The 23,733-nt window shown below is 71.2% G+C and carries 21 protein-coding genes and 1 tRNA gene; 21 read left to right on the top strand and 1 reads right to left on the bottom strand.

What is annotated here, in order from left to right:
- Positions 1-155: 155 nt before the first annotated feature.
- The gene (locus tag ABD954_RS10505; RefSeq protein WP_345485635.1) at positions 156-1,823 is read left to right on the top strand and encodes an SWIM zinc finger family protein; all 1,668 of its coding nucleotides are present in this window, start codon (positions 156-158) and stop codon (positions 1,821-1,823) included.
- Positions 1,824-2,638: 815 nt separating this feature from the next.
- On the opposite strand, the gene ABD954_RS10500 is transcribed toward ABD954_RS10505, so the two are convergent.
- A tRNA-Arg gene (locus ABD954_RS10500) sits at positions 2,639-2,710 on the bottom strand.
- Positions 2,711-2,820: 110 nt separating this feature from the next.
- Between ABD954_RS10500 and ABD954_RS10495 the strand changes: the two genes are divergently transcribed.
- The 20 genes from ABD954_RS10495 (at position 2,821) to ABD954_RS10400 (ending at position 23,684) form a co-directional block, all read left to right on the top strand.
- Positions 2,821-3,408: a response regulator gene (locus tag ABD954_RS10495; RefSeq protein WP_382745880.1), complete on the top strand. Its 588-nt coding sequence runs from the start codon at positions 2,821-2,823 to the stop codon at positions 3,406-3,408.
- Positions 3,409-3,589: 181 nt separating this feature from the next.
- A complete protein-coding gene (nrtL, locus tag ABD954_RS10490) occupies positions 3,590-4,633 on the top strand; it encodes an ArgS-related anticodon-binding protein NrtL (protein ID WP_345485633.1) in 1,044 nt (347 codons plus the stop codon).
- A gap of 12 nt (positions 4,634-4,645) precedes the next feature.
- Entirely contained in the window at positions 4,646-6,037 is a 1,392-nt protein-coding gene (lysA, locus tag ABD954_RS10485) for a diaminopimelate decarboxylase (protein WP_345485632.1), read from the top strand.
- A 171-nt stretch (positions 6,038-6,208) separates the two neighbouring features.
- The gene (locus tag ABD954_RS10480) at positions 6,209-7,501 is read left to right on the top strand and encodes a homoserine dehydrogenase (RefSeq protein WP_345485631.1); all 1,293 of its coding nucleotides are present in this window, start codon (positions 6,209-6,211) and stop codon (positions 7,499-7,501) included.
- 6 nt (positions 7,502-7,507) lie between these two features.
- Positions 7,508-8,578, top strand: coding sequence for a threonine synthase (gene thrC, locus ABD954_RS10475; protein ID WP_345485629.1), 1,071 nt, complete (start codon positions 7,508-7,510; stop codon positions 8,576-8,578).
- Positions 8,579-8,912: 334 nt separating this feature from the next.
- The gene (gene thrB, locus ABD954_RS10470) at positions 8,913-9,830 is read left to right on the top strand and encodes a homoserine kinase (protein WP_345485628.1); all 918 of its coding nucleotides are present in this window, start codon (positions 8,913-8,915) and stop codon (positions 9,828-9,830) included.
- A 425-nt stretch (positions 9,831-10,255) separates the two neighbouring features.
- On the top strand, positions 10,256-12,289 hold the full coding sequence (rho, locus tag ABD954_RS10465; RefSeq protein WP_345485627.1) for a transcription termination factor Rho: 2,034 nt from the start codon (positions 10,256-10,258) through the stop codon (positions 12,287-12,289).
- 177 nt (positions 12,290-12,466) lie between these two features.
- Entirely contained in the window at positions 12,467-13,606 is a 1,140-nt protein-coding gene (locus ABD954_RS10460) for an LCP family protein (protein WP_345485626.1), read from the top strand.
- A 121-nt stretch (positions 13,607-13,727) separates the two neighbouring features.
- Positions 13,728-13,952 (top strand): 50S ribosomal protein L31, encoded by a 225-nt coding sequence (gene rpmE / locus ABD954_RS10455; RefSeq protein WP_150231713.1) that lies wholly within the window; start codon positions 13,728-13,730, stop codon positions 13,950-13,952.
- Positions 13,953-14,048: 96 nt separating this feature from the next.
- A complete protein-coding gene (gene prfA / locus ABD954_RS10450; RefSeq protein WP_345485625.1) occupies positions 14,049-15,125 on the top strand; it encodes a peptide chain release factor 1 in 1,077 nt (358 codons plus the stop codon).
- Positions 15,126-15,226: 101 nt separating this feature from the next.
- The gene (gene prmC, locus ABD954_RS10445) at positions 15,227-16,072 is read left to right on the top strand and encodes a peptide chain release factor N(5)-glutamine methyltransferase (RefSeq protein ID WP_345485624.1); all 846 of its coding nucleotides are present in this window, start codon (positions 15,227-15,229) and stop codon (positions 16,070-16,072) included.
- A gap of 37 nt (positions 16,073-16,109) precedes the next feature.
- Positions 16,110-16,757: an L-threonylcarbamoyladenylate synthase gene (locus ABD954_RS10440; RefSeq protein ID WP_345485623.1), complete on the top strand. Its 648-nt coding sequence runs from the start codon at positions 16,110-16,112 to the stop codon at positions 16,755-16,757.
- Entirely contained in the window at positions 16,754-17,407 is a 654-nt protein-coding gene (locus ABD954_RS10435; RefSeq protein WP_345485622.1) for an arsenate reductase/protein-tyrosine-phosphatase family protein, read from the top strand. Before ABD954_RS10440 ends, ABD954_RS10435 begins: the two co-directional genes overlap by 4 nt.
- Before the next feature lie 111 nt (positions 17,408-17,518).
- Complete coding sequence (locus tag ABD954_RS10430; protein ID WP_345485621.1) at positions 17,519-18,766, top strand: serine hydroxymethyltransferase; 1,248 nt, start codon at positions 17,519-17,521, stop codon at positions 18,764-18,766.
- 159 nt (positions 18,767-18,925) lie between these two features.
- A complete protein-coding gene (locus ABD954_RS10425) occupies positions 18,926-20,251 on the top strand; it encodes an MraY family glycosyltransferase (RefSeq protein ID WP_345485619.1) in 1,326 nt (441 codons plus the stop codon).
- Between the two features lie 262 nt (positions 20,252-20,513).
- Positions 20,514-20,927: a Cg1360 family ATP-synthase-associated protein gene (locus ABD954_RS10420; protein WP_345485618.1), complete on the top strand. Its 414-nt coding sequence runs from the start codon at positions 20,514-20,516 to the stop codon at positions 20,925-20,927.
- Between the two features lie 225 nt (positions 20,928-21,152).
- Entirely contained in the window at positions 21,153-21,962 is an 810-nt protein-coding gene (gene atpB / locus ABD954_RS10415) for a F0F1 ATP synthase subunit A (RefSeq protein ID WP_345485617.1), read from the top strand.
- A gap of 89 nt (positions 21,963-22,051) precedes the next feature.
- A complete protein-coding gene (gene atpE / locus ABD954_RS10410; protein ID WP_010474382.1) occupies positions 22,052-22,285 on the top strand; it encodes an ATP synthase F0 subunit C in 234 nt (77 codons plus the stop codon).
- Between the two features lie 41 nt (positions 22,286-22,326).
- Positions 22,327-22,872 (top strand): F0F1 ATP synthase subunit B, encoded by a 546-nt coding sequence (locus ABD954_RS10405; RefSeq protein WP_345485616.1) that lies wholly within the window; start codon positions 22,327-22,329, stop codon positions 22,870-22,872.
- Positions 22,869-23,684 carry a F0F1 ATP synthase subunit delta gene (locus ABD954_RS10400; protein ID WP_345485615.1) on the top strand — a complete coding sequence of 272 codons (816 nt, stop codon included), beginning with the start codon at positions 22,869-22,871 and terminating at the stop codon, positions 23,682-23,684. Before ABD954_RS10405 ends, ABD954_RS10400 begins: the two co-directional genes overlap by 4 nt.
- The last annotated feature ends 49 nt before the right edge of the window (positions 23,685-23,733 follow it).

The raw sequence follows: 23,733 nt of genomic DNA, 5'->3' as shown, positions 1-23,733 counted from the left end.
CCGGGGTGGTCGACGACCATACAGGTGTGACGCAAGGCGTCGCAGGGATCCGGTCCGGTTGTTGACGGCCTGACTCGGGATGGCCCCGCGGGCCCGGGCGGCCGCTAGGGTGATCTCCTATCGGGGGCCGGAGCCGGATCGGAGCGCGGAGGGGCGTGGGCGGTCTTACGGAAGCGAAGCTGAGGACGCTGGCCGGGGAGCGTTCGTTCGAGCGTGGCCGTGGTTATGTCGATGAGGTGTCCGGTGTCGAGTGCGGTGACGGCTGGATCAGAGCATCGGTACGCGGCGGGGAGCGGTACGAGGTGGAGTTGTTCCTCGGCGGCCGCGGGGAGCCGGTGGGCACGTGTGACTGCCCGTACGGTCAGGAGGGCAACTTCTGCAAGCATCTGGTCGCGCTCGGCCTGACGGTGATCGCTCAGGAGGTCGACCTCCGCAAGCGACGGAAGGCGGCCCCGGACCGGTCCCGTGATCTCGACGCCTGGCTGACCGGTCTGTCGCGGGATGACCTGCTCGCTGTCGTGCGGGAGGAGATGGCCGAGGACGGGAACCTGCGGAGACGTCTGGAACTGCGGGTGGCGAGCGCCGACGGAGACGTGGCCGGGATCCGTTCCCGGATCTGGGAGTTGCTCGATGTCGCTCCGTTCGCGCGGTACGGCTACGTCGAGTACGCCGACGCCCGTGCCTATGCCGACCAGGCCGGGCAGGCGGTCACCGCGATCCGGTCGCTGACGGCCTCCGGCCGGGCAGCCGACGCGACGGCTCTGGCCCGGGAGGCGATCGACCTGCTGGCCGGGGTGGTCGAGCGGGTCGACGACTCCGACGGCCGGCTCGGCCAGGTCGGCGCCGATCTCGCCGACGCCCACCACGTGGCCTGCCGCGCGGCCCGCCCCGATCCGGAGGAACTCGCGCACTGGCTGGTGACCCATGCCCTCGACGAGGCCGCCGACCTGACGGACATCGACCCGCTCGACTACGAGGACCTGCTCGGGGAGCAGGGGATGGCCGCCCTGCGCCGGTACGCGGCCGAGGCATGGCGGGCCAACCCCACCGGCTGGCTCGAGAAGCATCTGATGCAGCGCCTCGCGAAGTCGGGACGGGACGTCGACACGGTGATCGCCGTACACGCCGTCGACCTCGCACCGGACGGCCACACCCACCTGCTCATCGCCCGCGAACTCGACACTGCCGGTCGTACCGCCGAAGCGCAGGAATGGGCCGAGCGCGGCGTCCGGGAGACCGAGGACCTCGCCACCGTCGACACCGCCCTGGTCGACCACCTCGCCGACCGCTACACCCAGGCCGGGCGACTCGCCGATGCAGTCAACCTGCGCCGTGACCACTTCACCGCCCGCCGCACCCTGCTCACCTACCAGCGGCTGCGCGCCGCGGCCGTCGCCGCCGCCTGCTGGACGGCCGAGCGCCACAAGGCACTGGCGCTGCTCCGTGACGACGCCGAACAAACGGACACGTACGGTGGCCGGGTCCTCGTCGACGTCCTACTGGACGACAAGGACGTCGACGCCGCCTGGCAGGCAGCCCACGAGCACGGTGTCCCCGACGGTCAGTGGCTCGCCCTCGCCGACGAGATCCGCCCGACCCGCCCCGCGGATGCCCTTCCCGTCTACCTCCGCCTGGCCGCGCGCCTCACCCGCGAGACCGGCAACCGGGCTTACGAGCAACTCGTCAGTCTGCTTCTGAGCATCCGCGACTGCCACCACCGCCTCGGCACACCGGACGACTTCACCGCGTACGTCACCGACCTGCGCGCCGCCCAGAAGCGCAAACGGAACCTGATGCGACTGATGGAGCAGCACGGCTTGTGAGCCAGAAGGCCGCGCCCGGATACCCGGGCGCCCAGCATGCGCCTCACGGTCAGACCGCGTTCCGCCGCGGGGAGGTGGTGAACCGGCGCATCGGGGGATCTTCTGTGCGAGTAGGAGCGAGCACTGCCTGACGACCCTGCGCCATTGGCCCCTGGACCTGTCCAGGGGGCTTCCACGGTTCCCTCCCCGTCTAGGACGGGGCAGTCCAACCGGCTGGCCAGTTCGTCGCGTATCGGGGATGGGGGTACATGTCCGAGCCGTCGTACGCGACCCACTGACGGCCAGCCACTCGCACTCGGGAAGGGATCCTTCCCCGTCGTCGGTGCAGCGGTCCGCCCATTCGCGGCCCACGAGAACGGGCCGGGTCAGGATCCCGTCCTCGGTGTCCTGGACGCGCAGGACCATGCCGACATCGTTGATCCCCGGGTTGCCCCGCGCACCGTACGACACGTTGTGAGTACCCGAGGAATGAAGGTCCAGGACTGTCTCCTGAAGTACGGCAGGCACGCGACCGGTCAGCTCCAGCCCCTCCAGAGTCACACGCGGTCCGTGGGCGGCGTCGGCAGCCACGCAGAAGAGCCGGTCGAACCGGCTCGGTCGTGGTCTCCCCGGCTCCCGAACCCACCCGCTGCTTCCCCTCGTTCCAGAGTCCCGCCCCCGGCCCGGACCCGCTCCGACGCTGCACGGCCCAGGCCGCGAAGAGGCCGCGATCCCCGTCATACGGCCGCGCACCCCGGCACACGCCCGCACAAACAACAAGACCCCGTCCTCAGCGTTTCCGCTGATCACGGGGTCTTTAGGCACTTCCTGCGAAGTGCCCCCGGCAGGATTCGAACCTGCGCACACGGCTCCGGAGGCCGTTGCTCTATCCCCTGAGCTACGGGGGCGTTGCCGCGTTCGGCGGCGACGGGTAGAACACTACCAGCTCCCGGAGGGTGCCTGTGAACAGGTATTTCCGTCGCGTGACGGGAGGGTGGTTCGCTCGCACGGGTCAGAAGTGGGCAAAAGCCGGACGCGGCCGCTCCCCGCGACCTACTCTCGACGTGTGTCAGGGGTGTCCGGGCGGGTGCTGGTTGTGGATGACAACCGGGTGATCCGTCAGCTGATCAGGGTCAATCTCGAGCTCGAAGGCTTCGAGGTGGTGACCGCGGCCGATGGTGCCGAGTGTCTGGATGTCGTGAACGAGGTCCGTCCGGATGTCGTCACCCTCGACGTCGTCATGCCGAGGCTGGACGGCCTGAAGACCGCCGCGCGGTTGCGGGAGGATCCGCGGACGCGGCATCTGCCCGTGGCGATCAGCAGTGCCTGCACCGAGTACGGGGCGGACGGCGGGGGAGCCGCCGGAGTCGACGCGTTCCTCGCCAAGCCCTTCGAGCCGGCCGAGCTCGTGCGGGTCGTGCGGCAGCTCCTGCACCGCGAGCGGCGCGGGCCCCGGGACGGCGCTGGTGGCGGTGACGCCGAGGAGCCGCCCGCAGTCGAAGGGCCGCAGGGATCGGAGGGGCCGGCGACCCGGTCGGGTCCTCCGCGCTCGGGTGCACGGCAGCCGGGTTCCCGGCGGTCGGGTTCGCGGCGGGCGGGCTCATAGCCCCCTCGCCCTCGCCCACCCCAGAACCGCTCGGGTGCACGGCAGCCGGGTTCCCGCCAGCCGGATTCCCGGCGGGCGGGCTCGTAGCCCCCTCGCCCTCGCCCACCCCAGATCCCCACCTCCCGCCCACATGCCGAAACCGGTTCGCGTTCCGACCCCCCTCCTCGCCTAGGCTGGTCCCGTGACCCCCGCGGACCTCTCCCTCACCGTGCTGCGCGCCGTGCGCCGTGCGGTCGACGAGGGTGCGCTGGCCGTCGAGGTGCCCGAGCGCGTGCAGGTCGAGCGGCCCCGGGCCGGCGGGTGCGGGGACTACGCCAGCAACGTCGCGCTCGTGCTCGCCCGGGCGGCCGGTGCGACACCGCGCCAGGTCGCCGACGTCCTCGCCGCCCGGCTCCTCCCGCACCCCGGGCTCGACCGCGTCGAGATCACCGGGCCCGGCTTCCTCAACTTCACCCTCCGAGCCGACCTGCGGCAGGACCTCGTGCGCGCCGTCCTGCGGGACGGCCCGCGCTACGGGCACCGGCCGCCCGGCGGCGAGCCCGTCCAGCCGGTGCACCGTGCCGACGTCCGCGCCGCCGTCACCGCCGACGCCGTGCGGCGCATCCTCGTCTCCCAGGGCCATCCCGTGCGGGTGGCCTGCGAGGACGACGTGGACCCCGAGTGGGCCCTGCTCGGCGCCCGGACCGAGGCCGGGCACGCCCGCGGCCGGCTCGCCACCACCGTCGCCCCGCTGCCCGTGCCGTACGGAGCCGGCGAGCTGTACCGGCGCTTCGGTGTCGACGCGGCCCGGTGGGGGCTGCTCTCCGCCGCCGCCCACGACCACGCCAGGCTCACCGACGAACTGCTCCACCAGCACGAGCGCAACCCCCTCTTCCGCGTGCGGTACGCGCACTCCCGGGCCAGAGCCCTCAGCCGCAACGCCGCTCAGCTCGGCTTCTCGGCCGCGTACGACCACCCCGTCGACGAGCCCCGGCTCCTCTCCCTCCTCGGCGACCACCCCGCCGTCCTGCTCTCCGCAGCCCGCCACCGCGCCCCCGACCGGGTCGCACGGCACCTCGAGGCCGTCGCCGACGCGCTCCTCGCGTTCCAGCACACCGTTCTGCCCCTCGGTGACGAGAAACCCTCGGCCGCCCACCGCTCCCGGCTCGCGCTCGCCGAAGCCGCCGGGACGGTGCTCGCCGGCGGCCTGTCCCTGCTCGGCATCAGCGCACCCGACCAGATCTGAAAGACGCAGACCATGAGCCGTTCCGCACACCCCGCCGGGCCCCGTCACGCCGACGTCCTTCCCGAGGGGCACTACACCGCGCCGCCGTCCGACCTCAACCGCCTCGACCCCAAGGTGTGGTCCCGGACCGTACGGCGCGACGAGCAGGGGCAGGTCACCGTCGGCGGCCTGAGCGTCACCGAGCTCGCCGAGGAGTTCGGGACGCCCGCCTACTTCCTCGACGAGGACGACTTCCGCGCCCGCTGCCGCGCCTGGGCCGAGGCCTTCGGCCAGGACGCCGACGTCTTCTACGCGGGCAAGGCGTTCCTGTCCCGGGCCGTCGTGCGCTGGCTCACGGAGGAGGGGCTCAACCTCGACGTCTGCTCCGGCGGCGAGCTCACCACCGCCCTCTCCGCCGGCATGCCCGCCGAGCGCATCGCCTTCCACGGCAACAACAAGTCCACGGAAGAGATCCACAAGGCCGTGAGCGCCGGCGTCGGGCGGATCGTCCTCGACTCCTTCCAGGAGATCGTCCGCGTCGCCCACGTCGCCCAGTCCCTCGGCAAGCGGCAGCGCGTCCAGATCCGGGTGACCGTCGGCGTCGAGGCCCACACCCACGAGTTCATCGCCACCGCGCACGAGGACCAGAAGTTCGGCATCGCCCTGGCCGGCGGGCAGGCCGCGGAGGCCGTCCGCCGCGCGCTCTCCCTCGACGGGCTCGAACTCATCGGCATCCACTCCCACATCGGGTCGCAGATCTTCGACATGGCCGGCTTCGAGGTGTCCGCCCGGCGCGTCGTCCAGCTGCTCGCCGAGGTCCGCGACGAGCACGGCGTCGAGCTGCCCGAGATCGACCTCGGCGGCGGTCTCGGCATCGCGTACACCTCCGAGGACGACCCCCGCGAGCCGCACCACATCGCCAAGGCGCTGACCGAGATCGTCACGCGCGAGTGCGAGGCCGCCGGGCTGCGCACCCCGCGCATCTCCGTCGAGCCCGGCCGGGCCATCGTCGGCCCGACCGCCTTCACCCTGTACGAGGTGGGCACCGTCAAGCCGCTGGAGGGGCTGCGGACGTACGTCTCGGTCGACGGCGGAATGTCGGACAACATCCGTACGGCCCTGTACGACGCCGAGTACAGCGTCGCGCTGGTCTCCCGGACCAGTGACGCCGAGCCGATGCTCTCGCGGGTCGTCGGCAAGCACTGCGAGAGCGGTGACATCGTCGTACGGGACGCCTTCCTGCCCGCCGACGTGGCGCCCGGCGACCTGATCGCCGTACCGGCCACCGGGGCGTACTGCCGCTCCATGGCCAGCAACTACAACCACGCGCTCCGGCCCCCGGTCGTCGCCGTCCGGGACGGCGAGGCGCGTGTCATCGTGCGACGCGAGACGGAGGAAGATCTCCTGCGTCTGGACGTCGGATGACGAAATAGTCCGGCGGGGGCCGGGGCCCCCGCCGGAATGGTCGAGTGGTGGAATTCATGTCTCACCATCCGGACCAAGGCCGGAAACGGCCATCCGGTGAGTGAGACTGGTTCCACCGTAGGGACACGACCGTAGAGATACGGCTCAGAAGGTAATGAGAAACGAGGTCGGATGATGCGTACGCGTCCGCTGAAGGTGGCGCTGCTGGGCTGTGGAGTGGTCGGCTCAGAGGTGGCGCGCATCATGACGACGCACGCCGACGACCTCGCCGCGCGCATCGGCGCGCCGGTCGAGCTCGCCGGTGTGGCCGTCCGCCGGCCCGACAAGGTCCGCGGCGGAGTCCCCGCCGAGCTGATCACCACCGACGCGACCGCCCTGGTCAAACGCGGCGACATCGACGTCGTCGTCGAGGTCATCGGCGGCATCGAGCCGGCCCGCACCCTCATCACCACCGCCTTCGAGCACGGCGCCTCCGTCGTCTCCGCCAACAAGGCCCTGCTCGCCCAGGACGGCGCCGCCCTCTACGCCGCCGCCGAGCAGCACGGCCAGGACCTCTACTACGAGGCCGCGGTCGCCGGCGCCATCCCGCTCATCCGCCCGCTGCGCGAGTCCCTCGCCGGCGACAAGATCAACCGCGTGATGGGCATCGTCAACGGCACGACGAACTTCATCCTCGACAAGATGGACACCTCCGGCGCGGGCTACTCCGAGGCCCTCGACGAGGCCACCGCGCTCGGTTACGCCGAGGCCGACCCGACCGCGGACGTCGAGGGCTTCGACGCCGCCGCCAAGGCCGCCATCCTCGCGGGGATCGCCTTCCACACGCGCGTGAAGCTCGACGACGTCTACCGCGAGGGCATGACCGAGGTCACGGCCGCCGACTTCGCCTCCGCCAAGCAGATGGGCTGCACCATCAAGCTGCTCGCCATCTGCGAGCGGGCCGCCGACGGCGGCTCCGTCACCGCGCGGGTGCACCCCGCGATGATCCCGCTCAGCCACCCGCTCGCCTCCGTCCGCGAGGCGTACAACGCCGTCTTCGTCGAGGCGGAGGCCGCCGGGCGGCTCATGTTCTACGGACCGGGCGCCGGCGGCTCGCCGACCGCGTCCGCCGTACTCGGCGACCTCGTCGCCGTCTGCCGCAACCGTCTCAACGAGGCGACGGGCCCCGGCGAGTCCGCGTACACCCGACTGCCCGTGAGCCCCATGGGCGAGGTCGTCACGCGGTACCACATCAGCCTCGACGTGGCCGACAAGCCGGGCGTCCTCGCCCAGGTCGCGACGGTCTTCGCCGAGCACGGGGTGTCGATCGACACCGTCCGCCAGCAGGGCAAGGACGGCGAGGCCTCCCTCGTCGTCGTCACCCACCGCGCGCCCGACGCCGCCCTCTCCGGGACCGTCGAGGCGCTGCGCAAGCTCGACACCGTGCGCGGTGTCGCCAGCATCATGCGTGTTGAAGGGGAGTAAGGACCCATGACCACCAAGGGCACCCACCAGTGGCGCGGCATCATCGAGGAGTACCGGGACCGCCTTCCGGTCACGGACGCGACGCCGGTCGTCACGCTTCGTGAGGGCGGCACGCCGCTCGTCCCGGCCCAGGTCCTCTCCGAGCGCACGGGCTGCGAGGTCCACCTGAAGGTCGAGGGCGCGAACCCCACCGGCTCCTTCAAGGACCGGGGCATGACCATGGCCATCACCAAGGCCAAGGAGGAGGGCGCGCAGGCGGTCATCTGCGCCTCCACCGGCAACACCTCCGCCTCGGCCGCCGCCTACGCGGTACGGGCCGGCATGGTGTCCGCCGTCCTGGTGCCCCGGGGCAAGATCGCGCTGGGCAAGATGGGCCAGGCCCTCGTGCACGGCGCGAAGATCCTCCAGGTCGACGGCAACTTCGACGACTGCCTCACCCTGGCCCGCGGTCTGTCCGAGAACTACCCGGTGGCGCTGGTCAATTCGGTGAACCCGGTCCGGATCGAGGGGCAGAAGACCGCCGCCTTCGAGATCGTGGACATGCTCGGTGACGCCCCCGACATCCACGTCCTGCCGGTCGGCAACGCCGGCAACATCACCGCCTACTGGAAGGGCTACCGCGAATACGCGGCGGACGGCATCGCCGCCCGCACGCCGCGCATGTGGGGCTTCCAGGCCTCCGGTTCCGCCCCGCTGGTGCGCGGCGAGGTCGTCAAGGACCCGTCGACCATCGCCACCGCGATCCGGATCGGCAACCCGGCCTCCTGGCAGTACGCGCTCGCCGCGCGCGACGAGTCGGGCGGCTTCATCGACGAGGTGACGGACCGTGAGATCCTGCAGGCGTACCGCCTGTTGGCCGCTCAGGAGGGCGTCTTCGTCGAGCCGGCCTCGGCCGCCTCGGTGGCCGGTCTGCTGAAGGCCGCCGCCCAGGGCAAGGTCGACCCGGGCCAGACCATCGTCTGCACGGTCACCGGCAACGGCCTGAAGGACCCGGACTGGGCCGTCGCGGGAGCCCCGCAGCCGGTCACCGTCCCGGTCGACGCCGCTGCCGCCGCCGAGCGCCTCGGCCTGGCCTGACGGGACGGTCGGAGGGTGACGGCCTGAAAAAGGCCGAAACTCGCTGCTCGGCGGCCTGATCCGATGACCTGATCAGGCCACCTGATCGGGTGTCAAACCCGATCAGCAACCTACATAGATGCACAGGCTGGCGCGCGACACGCATCGTGCGCCTCCTGTGCGCCCTATGTCGCCACAGAACCTTCCTTCGATAGGCTGTACCGGACCCGCCCCGTTGCATATGCGCGGTGTCGTTGCCGTTGTCGCGCCGGAGGCGCGAGCGGCCCCCGGGTTCCTGCGTGACTTCCCCAGTTCCTCCGCACCGTCCCCGCAAGTCAAGGAGAGTCATCGAGCGATGGCCGGTCCCGCGTTCCGCGCCGCCGCCGTACGGGTGCGCGTTCCCGCCACCAGCGCCAATCTCGGCCCGGGCTTCGACGCCTTCGGCCTGTCGCTGGGGCTCTACGACGACGTCGTCGTCCGGGTCGCCGACTCCGGGCTGCACATCGACATCGCCGGAGAGGGCGCCGACAACCTGCCGCGCGACGAGAGCCACCTGCTCGTCCGCTCGATGCGCACGGCCTTCGACCTGCTCGGCGGACAGCCGCGCGGCCTCGAGGTGGTCTGTGCCAACCGCATCCCGCACGGCCGCGGCCTCGGTTCCTCCTCCGCCGCCATCTGCGCCGGCATCGTGGCCGCCCGCGCCGTGACCATAGGCGGCGACGCCCGTCTCGACGAGACGGCGCTGCTGGAACTGGCCACCGAGATCGAGGGCCACCCCGACAACGTCGCCGCCTGTCTGCTCGGCGGCTTCACGCTCGCCTGGACCGAGGGCGGCGCCGCGCGCGCCATCAGGATGGAGCCCTCGCATTCCATCGTTCCGGTGGTTTTCGTCCCCGGAAAGCCCGTCCTGACCGAGACCGCCCGCGGACTGCTGCCGCGCGCCGTCCCCCATGTGGACGCCGCCGCCAACGCCGGCCGTGCCGCCCTCCTCGTCGAGGCCCTGACCCGCCGCCCCGAGCTGCTGCTCGCGGCCACCGAGGACCGGCTGCACCAGGAGTACCGGGCACCCGCGATGCCGGAGAGCATCGCTCTTGTGAACCGGCTGCGGGCGGACGGAGTGCCCGCGGTCATCTCCGGCGCGGGCCCCACGGTCCTCGCGCTGGCCGAACACGGAACGGCCGACAAGGTCGCACTGCTCGCGGGCGAGGGGTGGGCCGCGAACCGGCTCGACCTCGACGGTCCCGGGGCGAGCGTCCTGCCGCTCGCGCCCTGACGGGCGACCGCGCGGTTCTCGGGCCGGGGACCGCGCGGACACGAGATTGCCGGTGACGGAGAGGGGGAATGTTTGTTGGAGCCGGTAGTGTTAACCTCAAGTCTGCACCCGACGTCTTTGTGGCGCGGTGCTGAGTGTCCCTATCAGGGACCACCCATTCTTCCGGGAGCCTCCTCCACTGCCTGAGCAGCCTGCCTGAGCAGTTTCGAGCACGCTCCGGAACCGGCACGACACCCCTCGCTCTTCTTCAGGTGAGGGCCGAGCAGGGGGCGCTCGGGCCGGACCCACAGCACGTTTTCTCTCTTCCGCCGTACCCGGCGGGACCACCGCCCCGACACGGACCACCCAAAGACTGGACCGCTGTCGGACAGCACAACCGGTCGCCGAGCCAGATGGCCGACGTCCGCTCCAGGGAAGGACCCTTCGTGAGCGACACCACCGATCTGATGGGCGTGACTGCCGACAACAGTGTCGACACCGCCGCGCCCGCCGCAGGTGCTGCCACTGGCACCACCGCACGGCGCCGCCGCTCCGGCACCGGCCTCGAGGGCATGGTCCTGGCCGAGCTGCAGCAGGTCGCGTCCGGCCTCGGCATCAGGGGCACCGCGCGCATGCGCAAGAGCCAGCTGATCGAGGTCATCAAGGAGGCGCAGGCCGGAGGAGGCTCCGCCGCGCCCGCCAAGACGGCGGACGACGCCGAGACCAAGCCGAAGCGCCGCGCCACCTCCAAGGCCCGCACGGGCGAGACCGCCGCCGAGGCGCCGAAGGCCGAGAAGGCCGAGCCGGTCGCCCAGCAGCAGATCGAGATCCCCGGCCAGCCGGCCTCCGACGACGCCCCGGCCGGCGAGCGCCGCCGCCGTCGCGCCACCGCCCCCGCCGGTTCGCCGGAGGGCGAGGTCAAGGCCGAGACCGCCCAGGCCGTCAAGACCGAGACCCGCGCCGAGACCCGTACCGACGCCCAGGCGGACGCCAGGGCCGAGGCCGCCGCGGACACCGCCGAGGGCCGCGGCCGTCGCGAGCGCGACCGTGACCGCGGTGAGCGGGGCGAGCGCGGTGAGCGCCGCGACCGCCGGGACCGCCAGCGCGACCGCGGCAAGGGCGACGACCAGCAGGGCGGCGGCCAGGGCGGCCAGCGCAAGGAGCGTCAGGGCCAGGGTCAGCCGCAGGGCCAGGGCCAGGGCCAGCAGGCCGGTCCGCAGGACGACGGTTACGACGACGAGGCGGGCGGCCGTCGCGGCCGTCGCGGGCGCTACCGCGACCGCCGTGGGCGTCGTGGCCGCGACGACTTCCAGGCCGGTGAGCCGCAGGTCTCCGAGGACGACGTCCTGATCCCGGTCGCGGGCATCCTCGACATCCTCGACAACTACGCGTTCATCCGGACCTCCGGCTACCTGCCCGGCCCGAACGACGTCTACGTCTCCCTCGCCCAGGTCCGCAAGAGCGGCCTGCGCAAGGGCGACCACGTCACCGGTGCCGTGCGCCAGCCGAAGGAGGGCGAGCGCCGCGAGAAGTTCAACGCGCTGGTGCGCCTCGACTCGGTCAACGGCATGGCGCCGGAGTCCGGCCGCGGCCGCCCCGAGTTCAACAAGCTCACCCCGCTCTACCCGCAGGACCGCCTCCGTCTGGAGACCGACCCGGGCGTGCTGACCACGCGGATCATCGACCTCGTGTCGCCGATCGGCAAGGGCCAGCGCGGTCTGATCGTGGCCCCGCCGAAGACCGGCAAGACCATGATCATGCAGGCGATCGCCAACGCGATCACCCACAACAACCCCGAGTGCCACCTGATGGTCGTCCTCGTCGACGAGCGTCCGGAAGAGGTCACCGACATGCAGCGGTCGGTCAAGGGCGAGGTCATCTCCTCGACCTTCGACCGCCCGGCCGAGGACCACACCACCGTCGCCGAGCTGGCCATCGAGCGCGCCAAGCGCCTCGTCGAGCTGGGTCACGACGTGGTCGTCCTGCTGGACTCCATCACCCGCCTGGGCCGCGCGTACAACCTCGCGGCGCCCGCCTCCGGCCGCATCCTGTCCGGTGGTGTCGACTCGACCGCGCTCTACCCGCCGAAGCGCTTCTTCGGTGCCGCGCGCAACATCGAGGACGGCGGCTCGCTGACCATCCTGGCCACCGCGCTGGTCGACACCGGCTCGCGCATGGACGAGGTGATCTTCGAGGAGTTCAAGGGCACCGGCAACATGGAGCTCAAGCTCGACCGCAAGCTCGCCGACAAGCGCATCTTCCCGGCCGTCGACGTCGACGCCTCGGGCACGCGCAAGGAGGAGATCCTGCTCGGCAGCGACGAGCTCTCCATCACCTGGAAGCTGCGCCGGGTGCTGCACGCGCTCGACCAGCAGCAGGCGATCGAGCTGCTGCTCGACAAGATGAAGCAGACGAAGTCGAACGCCGAGTTCCTGCTCCAGATCCAGAAGACGACGCCCGGCGCCAGCAACAACGACTGACGCCGACGCCGTCCTTCCGGGGCAAGCCCCGGGAACTCCCTCGCGCCCACCGTGCCCGCACGGTGGGCGCGAGGCGTTGTGGGCCGTCGCTCAGCGAAACCTCACAGGTTCAAATGCAACCCTTTCGGCCGGTTCTCCGTCACACAAGGTGAACCACAGGCCCGAGGGGAAGAGACGATGAGCCAGCAGAACAAGAGCGGCCGCATAGCCGGCCGCGGTCCCGGCCGCCGCCGCAAGGCGCCCGCCCGGGGCCGCCGCGCCGCGGCCGTCGCCGCCTGGGGCGGCGCCGTGCTCGTCCTCGTCGGCGGCTCGGGACTCGGCTACGTCTACTACCGGCTCAACGGCAACCTCCAGGGCGTCGACATCAACGCCCAGCTCGGCAAGGACCGCCCCGAGGACGTCGACAACGGCTCGATGGACATCCTCGTCCTCGGCTCCGACTCCCGCTCCGGCGCCAACGGCGCCTACGGCAGGGACGAGGGCGCCGCCCGCTCCGACACCGCGATGGTCCTCCACGTCCAGGAGGGCCACACCAGGGCGTCCGTGGTCTCCATCCCGCGCGACACCCTCGTCGACCGCCCCGAGTGCACCGACCGCAAGGGCGCCGTCGTCCCCGCCGGGCACCGGGCCATGTTCAACACGGCGTACGAGGTCGGCGGCCCCGCCTGCGCCGTGAAGACCGTCGAGGCGATGTCCGGCATCCGCATGGACCACTACGTCGAGGTCGACTTCACCGGCTTCAAGAAGCTCGTCGACGAGCTCGGCGGCGTCGAGATCACCACCACCCGGGCCATCAGGGACTCCAAGAGCCACCTCGACCTCCCGCCCGGCACCCACACCCTCGACGGCGAGCAGTCCCTCGGCCTGGTCCGCACCCGCAAGGGCGTCGGCGACGGCAGCGACCTCGGCCGCATCCAGCTCCAGCAGGCGTTCATGAGGGCCTTCCTCGACCGCGTGAAGGACGTCGGCGTCCTCACCAACCCCAAGACGCTGCTGGACCTCGCCGACACCGCCACCAAGGCCATCACGCCCGACTCCGAGCTGGACTCGGTGAACGAGCTGACGGCCTTCGCCAAGGGCCTGTCCGGGCTCGGCGCCGACGACGTCCACATGATCACGCTGCCGGTCGAGTACGACCCCCTCGACCCCAACCGGGTCGTGCCCCTCCAGGCCCAGGGCCGCGAGGTCTGGAAGGCCCTCAAGGCCGACCGCCCGATCCCCGCCTCCGCCGTGAAGGACGCGGCCACCGGCAAGGCCGAAGGCGTCGTGAAACAGTCCCCGGCCGTCCGCGAACGGTCCGGAAACGCCCGGGAATAGTTCCGGTCCGACCCCGGTTTTGGGAGATGCGGCCGGTCCTGGCAGACTGGTACGTCGGCCCCGGTTCACGCAGGTGCATCCCGCACTGCGACCCGGAGCCCTCCCGAAACTAGGAGACACCTTGAAGCGCGAGATCCACCCCGAGTACGTCGAGACCCAGGTCAGCTGCACCTGTGGCGCGTCGTTCACCACCCGTAGCACCCTCACCGAGGGCACCATCCGTGCCGAGGTCTGCTCCGAGTGCCACCCGTTCTACACGGGCAAGCAGAAGATCCTCGACACCGGCGGCCGCGTGGCCCGCTTCGAGGCCCGCTTCGGCAAGGCTGCCGGCTCCGCCCAGAAGTAGCGAGCCACTGCGCCGGTCATCGGCCGCCCCCGCGCGGGGCGGCCGGGACCGGCGCTTTGCCGTCCCGTAGCAACTTACGAAAACCAGGAGCCCCCGATGTTCGAGGCGGTCGAGGAACTGGTCGGCGAACACGCCGACCTCGAGAAGAAGCTCGCCGATCCTTCGGTTCACGCCGACCAGGCCAACGCGCGCAAGCTGAACAAGCGGTACGCCGAGCTGACCCCGATCGTCGCCACCTACCGCTCCTGGAAGCAGACCGGTGACGACATCGAGACCGCCCGCGAGCTGGCGCACGACGACCCGGACTTCGCCGCCGAGGTGAAGGAGCTGGAGAAGCAGCGCGAGGAGCTGACCGACAGGCTGCGGCTGCTGCTCGTCCCGCGCGACCCCAGCGACGACAAGGACGTCATCCTGGAGATCAAGGCCGGCGCCGGCGGCGACGAGTCCGCCCTCTTCGCCGGCGACCTGCTGCGGATGTACCTGCGCTACGCCGAGCGCGTCGGCTGGAAGACCGAGATCATCGACGCCACCGAGTCCGAGCTCGGCGGCTACAAGGACGTCCAGGTCGCCGTGAAGACCAAGGGCGGCAACGGGGCCACCGAGCCCGGCCAGGGCGTCTGGGCGCGACTGAAGTACGAGGGCGGTGTGCACCGCGTGCAGCGCGTGCCCGCCACCGAGTCGCAGGGCCGCATCCACACCTCCGCGGCCGGTGTGCTCGTCACGCCCGAGGCCGAGGAGGTCGAGGTCGAGATCCACGCCAACGACCTGCGCATCGACGTCTACCGCTCGTCCGGCCCCGGCGGCCAGTCCGTCAACACGACCGACTCCGCCGTCCGCATCACCCACCTGCCGACCGGCATCGTCGCCTCCTGCCAGAACGAGAAGAGCCAGCTCCAGAACAAGGAGCAGGCCATGCGCATCCTGCGCTCCCGGCTGCTCGCCGCCGCGCAGGAGAAGGCCGAGGCCGAGGCCGCCGACGCCCGCCGCAGCCAGGTCCGCACCGTCGACCGCTCCGAGAAGATCCGTACGTACAACTATCCGGAGAACCGCATCTCGGACCACCGCGTCGGCTTCAAGGCGTACAACTTGGACCAGGTGCTCGACGGCGAGCTCGACGCGGTCATCCAGGCCTGCGTCGACGCCGACGCGGCGGCCAAGATGGCCGGCTCGTAAGGCGCCGCTCACACGGCGCCGCGCGTCCGGCCCGGCGTCGGCCCCGCCCGCGCCGGACCGCCCCAAGCCCCACCCCGCACCCCGCACCACGGAGGACCAGCGTGAACCTGCTGCTTGCCGAGGTGGCCCAGGCCACCCAGCGGCTGGCCGACGCCGGCGTTCCCTCACCGCGTTTCGACGCCGAGGAGCTCGCCGCGTTCGTGCACGGCGTCAAGCGGGGGGAGCTGCACAACGTCAAGGACGCGGACTTCGACGCCCGCTACTGGGAGGCCATCGCCCGCCGCGAGGCGCGCGAGCCGCTCCAGCACATCACCGGCCGGGCGTTCTTCCGCTACCTGGAGCTCCAGGTCGGTCCCGGCGTCTTCGTGCCGCGCCCCGAGACCGAGTCCGTGGTCGGCTGGGCCATAGACGCCGTACGGGCCATGGACGTCGTCGAGCCGCTCATCGTCGACCTGTGCACCGGCTCCGGCGCCATCGCGCTCGCCATGGCGCAGGAGGTGCCGCGCTCGCGCGTGCACGCCGTGGAGCTGTCCGACGACGCGCTCGTGTGGACCCGGAAGAACGCCGAGGGCTCGCGCGTCACCGTCCACCAGGGCGACGCGCTGACCGCGCTCCCGGAGCTCGACGGCCAGGTCGACCTGGTGATCTCCAACCCGCCGTACATCCCCCTCACCGAGTGGGAGTACGTGGCGCCCGAGGCCCGCGACCACGACCCCGAGATGGCCCTGTTCTCCGGCGAGGACGGCCTCGACACCATCCGGGGCATCGAACGCACCGCGCACCGGCTGCTGCGGCCGGGCGGGCTCGTCGTCGTCGAGCACGCGGACACCCAGGGCGGCCAGGTGCCGTGGATCTTCAACGAGGAGGCCGGCTGGGCGGACGCCGCCGACCACCCGGACCTCAACAACCGGCCGCGGTTCGCGACGGCCCGCAAGGCCACCCCATGACCATGGACGACGACGTGTACGAGGAGGACCGGGACTGATGGCTCGGCGATACGACTGCAACGAGGCGACGGACCGGGCGACGGGTCTGCGTGAGGCCGCGTCCGCCGTACGTCGCGGCGAGCTGGTCGTGCTCCCCACCGACACGGTCTACGGGCTCGGGGCGGACGCCTTCGGCTCCGAGGCCGTCGCCGACCTGCTCGCGGCCAAGGGGCGCGGCCGGAACATGCCGACGCCCGTCCTGATCGGCTCCCCGAACACCCTGCACGGCCTCGTCACGGACTTCTCCGAGCAGGCGTGGGAACTCGTCGACGCGTTTTGGCCCGGGGCGCTGACCCTGGTCGCCCGCCACCAGCCCTCGCTCCAGTGGGACCTCGGCGACACCCGCGGCACCGTCGCCATCCGGATGCCGCTGCACCCGGTCGCGATCGAACTGCTCACGGAGGTCGGCCCGATGGCGGTCTCCTCGGCGAACCTCACCGGACACCCGGCGCCGGAGGACTGCGACGCGGCGCAGGGCATGCTCGGCGACTCCGTCTCCGTCTACCTCGACGGCGGCCCCACGCCCGGCAACGTGCCCTCGTCGATCGTCGACGTCACGGGCAAGGTGCCGGTGCTGCTGCGCGAGGGCGCGCTGTCGGCGGAGGACCTCCGGAAGGTGGTACCCGACCTCGAGGTGGCCAGTTGACCGCCCCTGAGGGGCGTGGCATAGCGGGGCACGAGCACGACGGCAGTACTTTCCGCATCCTCCACGTCAGCACCGGCAACGTCTGCCGCTCGCCGATCACCGAGCGGCTGACCCGCCATGCCCTGATCGACCGCCTCGGCGACCCGCTGGGCGGCGGCCTGATCGTGGAGAGCGCGGGCACGTGGGGCCACGAGGGCGCTCCCATGGAGACCAACGCGGAGCTGGTCCTCGCGGAGATCGGCGCGGACTACACCGGCTTCGTGGGCCGCGAGCTCCTCGACGAGCACGTCATCCGCGCCGATCTGGTCCTCACCGCGACCCGCGACCACCGCGCCCAGGTCATCTCGATGGGCCACTCGGCGGGCCTGCGCACCTTCACCCTGAAGGAGTTCACCCGCCTCGTCCGTGCGATAGATCCGGCCACGCTCCCCGACCCCCTGGGCGCCAACGGCACCGTCGACCGCGCCCGCGCCCTGGTCCGCGCCGCCGCCGCTCTACGCGGGTGGCTCCTGGCCCCGTCGGCGGAGGCGGACGAGGTGAACGACCCCTACGGGGCGCCGATCACCTTCTTCCGCTCCATCGGCGACGAGATCCAGCAGGCGCTGGATCCGGTGGTGACGGCGCTGACGGGGGTGCCCGCGAAGCACTGACGGGGGTGCCGGCCACGCGGCGGGGTCCACCTGGCGCAGTGGGGGAGCGGCCGGGGAGCGGTGTGCCTACAGTGGATTTCTGGCCATGCTCCTCACCGTACGGAGTGCCCCATGCCGGTCACCGCGCCCCCCGAAGACGAGCTCGACGTGCTGCGTCGGCAGGACCCCGAAGTCGCCGACGTGCTGCTCGGGGAGGCGCGGCGGCAGGGGGAGGGCCTGCAGCTGATCGCCGCCGAGAACTTCACCTCGCGGGCGGTGCTCGCCGCGCTCGGGTCGCGGCTCGCCAACAAGTACGCCGAGGGCTATCCGGGGTCCCGGTACCACGGCGGGTGCGAGTACGCCGACGCCGCCGAGCGGATCGCCGTCGACCGGGCCAAGGCCCTGTTCGGGGCCGAACACGCGAACGTGCAGGCGCACTCCGGGTCCTCCGCCGTGCTGGCCGCGTACGCCGCGCTGCTGCGGCCCGGGGACACCGTGCTCGCGATGGGGCTCGCCCACGGCGGTCACCTCACCCACGGCTCGCCCGCCAACTTCTCCGGCCGCTGGTTCGACTTCGTCCCGTACGGCGTCGACGCCGAGACCGGTCTCGTCGACTACGAGCAGGTCGCCGCCCTCGCCCGGCACCACCGGCCGAAGGCGATCGTCTGCGGGTCGATCTCCTACCCCCGCCACCTCGACTACGAGATCTTCCGGACCATCGCCGACGAGGTGGGCGCCTACCTCGTCGCGGACGCCGCGCACCCGCTCGGCCTGGTCGCCGGCGGCGCGGCCCCCAGCCCCGTCCCGTACGCCGACATCGTCTGCGGCACCACCCACAAGGTGCTGCGCGGTCCGCGCGGCGGTCTCCTGCTGTGCGGGGCGGAGCTCGCCCAGCAGGTGGACCGGGCCGTGTTCCCGTTCTCGCAGGGCGGCGCGCAGATGCACACGATCGCGGCCAAGGCGGTGGCCTTCGGCGAGGCGGAGACACCGGCCTTCTCCGCGTACGCCCATCGGGTGGTCGACAACGCCCGCGTCCTCGCCGACGCGCTCGCCACCGAGGGCTTCACCCCGACCACCGGCGGCACGGACACCCACCTCATCACCGCCGACCCCGCCCCGCTCGGCGTCGAGGGCCGCACCGCCCGCGCCCGGCTCGCGGCCGCCGGCATCGTGCTGGACACCTGCGCGCTGCCGTACGGCGACGGGCGCGGCATCCGGCTCGGCACCGCCGCCGTCACCACCCAGGGGATGGGAGCGCCCGAGATGGCGAGGATCGCCGGGCTGTTCGGCGCCGCGCTGCGGGACGACCCGGAGGAGACGGCCCGGGTGCGGGAGCAGGTCCGCGAGCTCGCCGCGCGGTTTCCCCCGTACGGGCGGTGAGCAGGCCCTGGCGCGAGCCCGGGAGGCCCGTCGGGCGCCCCGCCGGGGGCCCGTCGACGCCCCTCGGAACCGTTCGCGCCCCGCCGGTGTCCTCGACCATGGGGACGGCCCGGCTAGGGTGTGGGGCTGAGATGGCCAGCGATTCCTGTGGGGCAGCCCGTGCGTGATTACCTGCTGACGCTCTGTGTCACGGCCGCGGTGACCTATCTGCTGACCGGTCCGGTGCGGAAGTTCGCCATCGCGACCGGCGCGATGCCGGAGATCCGCGCCCGCGACGTACACCGAGAACCGACTCCGCGGCTCGGTGGCATCGCCATGTTCTTCGGGCTGTGCGCGGGACTCCTCGTCGCCGACCACCTGCAGAACCTCAACAGCGTCTTCGAGCTGTCCAACGAGCCTCGGGCGCTGCTCTCCGGCGCAGCCCTGATCTGGCTGATCGGCGTCCTGGACGACAAGTTCGAGCTGGACGCCCTGATCAAGCTGGGCGCGCAGATGATCTCCGCCGGCGTGATGGTGATCCAGGGTCTGACGATCCTGTGGCTGCCGATCCCCGGCGTCGGCACGGTCGCCCTCACCCAGTGGCAGGGCACGCTGCTCACCGTCGCCCTGGTGGTGCTCACCATCAACGCCGTGAACTTCGTCGACGGCCTGGACGGTCTGGCCGCCGGCATGGTGTGCATCGCCGCCGCCGCCTTCTTCCTCTACGCGTACCGGATCTGGTTCGGCTACACGATCGAGGCGGCCGCGCCCGCGACGCTCTTCGCCGCGATCCTGATGGGCATGTGCCTGGGCTTCCTGCCGCACAACATGCACCCGGCGCGGATCTTCATGGGTGACTCGGGCTCGATGCTGATCGGCCTGATCCTGGCCGCCTCCGCCATCTCCATCACGGGGCAGGTCGACCCGGACGCCCTGAAGATCTTCGAGGGCTCGACCAAGGCGGCCACCCACGCCGCCCTGCCGGTCTTCATCCCGCTGGTGCTGCCGCTGACCATCATCGCGATCCCGATGGCCGACCTGGTGCTCGCGATCGTGCGCCGGACGTGGAAGGGCCAGTCGCCGTTCGCCGCCGACCGGGGGCACCTGCACCACCGGCTCCTGGAGATCGGGCACTCGCACAGCCGCGCGGTGCTGATCATGTACTTCTGGTCGGCGCTGATCGCCTTCGGGACGCTGGCCTACTCGGTCCACTCGACGTCGATGTGGATCGTCCTCTCGGTGGTCTTCCTGAGCGCCGTCGGCCTGGTGCTGCTCCTGCTGCCGCGGTTCTCGCCGCGTGCCCCGCGCTGGGCCGAGGCGGTCGTCCCGCCGCGCTACCGGCGCCGGCGGCACCCGGTCGCGGCCGGCGGGGCAGACGGGGCCGACGGGGCCGTCGAGCCGTCGGAGGAGGAGCGGGTGCCCGTGCCCGCCGGAGTCAACGGGGCGACCGCCATCGGTCACCGTTCGCGCTTCTCCGACCGGAGTAAGGCGGGCGCGCGCGGTTGACGAAAGCCGCAACCGCCGCCAATACCAGACAAGACGCCCCGGTGTCCTGCACACACGCGCGCAGTAGCTCTCACGTGTGACAGTTGGCACACCCTCTGGGTAAAGACCTATTCAAATAGTTTGTGATACGGTTCACGAGACCCGGCGACAGTGCCGAAGGACCGTAGTGCGACGGTCCGCCGGCCCCGAGACCCACCTCGGACCGGGCTTACGCTCGTCCATGACGACACCATCGCCCCCTCCAGCAAGCGGAGACACCGCCATGCCGTCCAACGACGCACGCACCCTGCTGCTCACCGCAGTGCCCACCGCGGCCGCCGGCGCCATCGCCACGGTCGTCAGCGGTGTGGTCGCCGGGGGCAAGGGCGCGCTCGGCGCCGTCATCGGCACCGCGGTCGTGATCCTCTTCATGGGCATCGGGCTGGTGGTTCTGCAGCGGACGGCGAAGAAGCTTCCGCAGCTGTTCCAGGCCATGGGTCTGTTGCTCTACACGGCCCAGCTGCTGGTCCTCTTCATCTTCCTGGCCTTGCTGAAGGACACCACGGCGTTCGACTTCAAGGCCTTCGCCTTCACGCTGCTCGCTACGACCATCGTGTGGGTTGCCGCCCAGGCCCGGGCCTACATGAAGGCCAAGATCATGTACGTCGACCCCGAGAACACGGGGCCGAAGTCGTGAAGGGTAGGGCCGGGATAAAGGCGCGTTCGGCTTCCTGCTATCGTCCGGTGCCAACTGCGGCACTGCGGGCGCGGGCATCCGAAGCGGCGCCTGTCCCAGCGCGAGGCTCGATGCCGAACCGCCGCCCCCTTATCCGTAAGACCAGTCCAGTGCCGACCCGCGGCTGCGTGCCGCGCCGACACAACGAGGTTGCCGTACCTATGCGCCACGCTGAAGGAGCCCGCGGTGAGTGCTGACCAGACGCTTGCCTTCGACCCGGATTGCCACATCTTCACTCCTTGTGGCTTCCCGGCGCCGGGCCTGCACACGTTCATGTACGAGCCCATCTTCTCCGTGGGCGGCTTCGACTTCACGAAGCCGATGCTGCTCGCGATCCTGGGTTCGATCGTGGTCGTCGGCTTCTTCTGGGCCGCCTTCAACAAGCCCAAGCTGATCCCCGGCAAGATGCAGATGGTCGGTGAGGCCGGCTACGACTTCGTGCGCCGCGGCATCGTCTACGAGATCATCGGCAAGAAGGACGGCGAGAAGTACGTCCCGCTGATGGTGTCGCTGTTCTTCTTCGTGTGGATCATGAACCTCTGGTCCATCATCCCGCTCGCGCAGTTCCCGGTCACCTCGCTGATCGCCTTCCCGGCGGCCCTCGCGCTGATCGTCTACGTGCTGTGGATCTCGCTGACCTTCAAGAAGCACGGCTTCGTCGGCGGCTGGAAGAACATCACCGGCTACGACAAGTCGCTCGGCCCGATCCTTCCCCTGGTCGTCGTCCTCGAGTTCTTCTCGAACCTGCTCATCCGGCCCTTCACGCACGCGGTCCGACTGTTCGCGAACATGTTCGCCGGTCACCTGCTCATCGTGATGTTCTCCCTGGCGACCTACTACCTCATGAACGAGATCGGCTTCGTCTACGCCGGCGCCTCGTTCGTGATGGTCATCGTCATGACCGCCTTCGAGCTCTTCATCCAGGCTGTCCAGGCGTACGTCTTCGTCCTCCTGGCCTGCAGCTACGTCCAGGGCGCGCTCTCCGAGCACCACTGAGCCGGCCCGGCAGCAGCACCACCCCCCTTACCAACAGTCGTCCGGTGGCCAACCCCCACCGGGTCCTTGAAAGAGAAGGAAGAACCGGCATGTCCGCTCTCGAGACTCTCGCCGCCGTCAACGGAAACGTCGCCTCCATCGGTTACGGCCTCGCGGCCATCGGCCCGGGCGTCGGCGTCGGCATCATCTTCGGTAACGGCACCCAGGCCCTCGCCCGTCAGCCCGAGGCGGCCGGCCTGATCCGTACCAACCAGATCATGGGTTTCGCGTTCTGTGAGGCGCTCGCCCTCATCGGCATCGTCATGGGCTTCGTCTACAAGTAAGCCGGACCGACAGCCCATACCTTTTTACGGAAGGCACTGATGTGAACGCTCTGCTTCTTGCGGCAGCGGCGGAGGAGCAGCCTCCGCTCATCCCGCATCTCGACGAGCTCGTCATCGGCCTGATCGCCTTCGTCATCGTCTTCGGCTTCCTCGCCAAGAAGCTCCTCCCGAACATCAACAAGGTTCTGGAAGAGCGCCGCGAGGCCATCGAGGGTGGCATCGAGAAGGCCGAGTCGGCCCAGATCGAGGCTCAGAGTGTGCTGGAGCAGTACAAGGCTCAGCTCGCCGAGGCCCGCCACGAGGCCGCGCGTCTCCGCCAGGAGGCGACGGAGCAGGGCACCGCGATCATCCAGGAGATGAAGGCGGAAGGCCAGCGCCAGCGCGAGGAGATCATCGCAGCCGGTCACGCCCAGATCGAGGCCGACCGCAAGGCCGCGTCCGCCGCGCTGCGTCAGGACGTGGGCAAGCTCGCCACCGACCTGGCCGCGAAGCTGGTCGGCGAGGCCCTCGAGGACCACGCCCGCCAGAGCCGCACCATCGACCGCTTCCTCGACGAGCTCGAGGAGAAGGCCGAGGCCGTCCGATGAACGGAGCGAGCCGCGAGGCACTGGGCGCCGCACGCGAGGCCCTCGACGCGCTGACCGACAACACGTCGGTGGATGCGGGCAAGCTCGCGGGCGAGCTGGCTGCCGTCACCGCGCTGCTCGACCGCGAGGTGTCGCTGCGTCGGGTCCTGACCGACCCGGCGCAGGCGGGCGAGGCCAAGGCCGCGCTCGCCCAGCGACTCCTGTCCGGTCAGGTGGGCGGCGAGACCGTCGACCTGGTCTCCGGAATGGTCCGTTCCCGCTGGTCGCGCTCGCGCGACCTGGTCGACGCGGTCGAGGAGCTGGCGGACACCGCCGACCTCACCGCCGCCCAGAAGGCGGGCGCCCTCGACGACGTCGAGGACGAGCTGTTCCGCTTCGGCCGGATCGTCTCCGTCAGCACCGAGCTCCGCTCGGCGCTGACGGACAAGGCCGCGACGGCCTCCGCCAAGGGCCGGCTGCTGAGCAGCCTGCTCGGCGGCAAGGCCAACCCGGTCACCGAGCGACTGGTCGTCCGTCTCGTGACCCAGCCCCGGGGACGTAGCCTGGAAGCGGGACTCGAGTCCCTGTCCAAGCTCGCCGCGGCGCGCCGGGACCGGATGGTCGCCGTCGTCACCTCGGCGGTGCCGCTCAGCGACCAGCAGAAGCAGCGCCTCGGCGCCGTGCTGGCCAAGCTGTACGGCCGCCACATGCACCTGAACCTGGACGTGGACCCCACGGTCCTCGGCGGGATCTCGGTGCGGGTCGGCGACGAGGTCATCGACGGCACCATCGCCGAGCGCCTCGACGAGGCGACCCGGCGACTGGCCGGCTGACTCGGCCACAACTCAAGAAGCATGACCAGCGGCCCGGTTGGGCCGTGCA

Origin of the sequence: Streptomyces roseoviridis, from assembly GCF_039535235.1 — a bacterium.
GTDB classification, from domain to species: Bacteria; Actinomycetota; Actinomycetes; order Streptomycetales; family Streptomycetaceae; genus Streptomyces; species Streptomyces roseoviridis.
This window is presented reverse-complemented; position numbering and strand designations above follow the sequence as displayed.

Excerpts from the sequence above, each read along its gene's own strand:
- thrC (WP_345485629.1), top strand. The coding sequence starts at position 7,508 with ATGACCACCAAGGGCACCCACCAGTGGCGCGGCATCATCGAGGAGTAC.
- ABD954_RS10400 (WP_345485615.1), top strand. The coding sequence starts at position 22,869 with ATGAACGGAGCGAGCCGCGAGGCACTGGGCGCCGCACGCGAGGCCCTC.
- ABD954_RS10420 (WP_345485618.1), top strand. The coding sequence starts at position 20,514 with ATGCCGTCCAACGACGCACGCACCCTGCTGCTCACCGCAGTGCCCACC.
- ABD954_RS10440 (WP_345485623.1), top strand. The coding sequence starts at position 16,110 with ATGGCTCGGCGATACGACTGCAACGAGGCGACGGACCGGGCGACGGGT.
- prfA (WP_345485625.1), top strand. The coding sequence starts at position 14,049 with ATGTTCGAGGCGGTCGAGGAACTGGTCGGCGAACACGCCGACCTCGAG.
- ABD954_RS10460 (WP_345485626.1), top strand. The coding sequence starts at position 12,467 with ATGAGCCAGCAGAACAAGAGCGGCCGCATAGCCGGCCGCGGTCCCGGC.
- thrB (WP_345485628.1), top strand. The coding sequence starts at position 8,913 with ATGGCCGGTCCCGCGTTCCGCGCCGCCGCCGTACGGGTGCGCGTTCCC.
- lysA (WP_345485632.1), top strand. The coding sequence starts at position 4,646 with ATGAGCCGTTCCGCACACCCCGCCGGGCCCCGTCACGCCGACGTCCTT.
- atpE (WP_010474382.1), top strand. The coding sequence starts at position 22,052 with ATGTCCGCTCTCGAGACTCTCGCCGCCGTCAACGGAAACGTCGCCTCC.
- ABD954_RS10480 (WP_345485631.1), top strand. The coding sequence starts at position 6,209 with ATGATGCGTACGCGTCCGCTGAAGGTGGCGCTGCTGGGCTGTGGAGTG.
- ABD954_RS10430 (WP_345485621.1), top strand. The coding sequence starts at position 17,519 with ATGCCGGTCACCGCGCCCCCCGAAGACGAGCTCGACGTGCTGCGTCGG.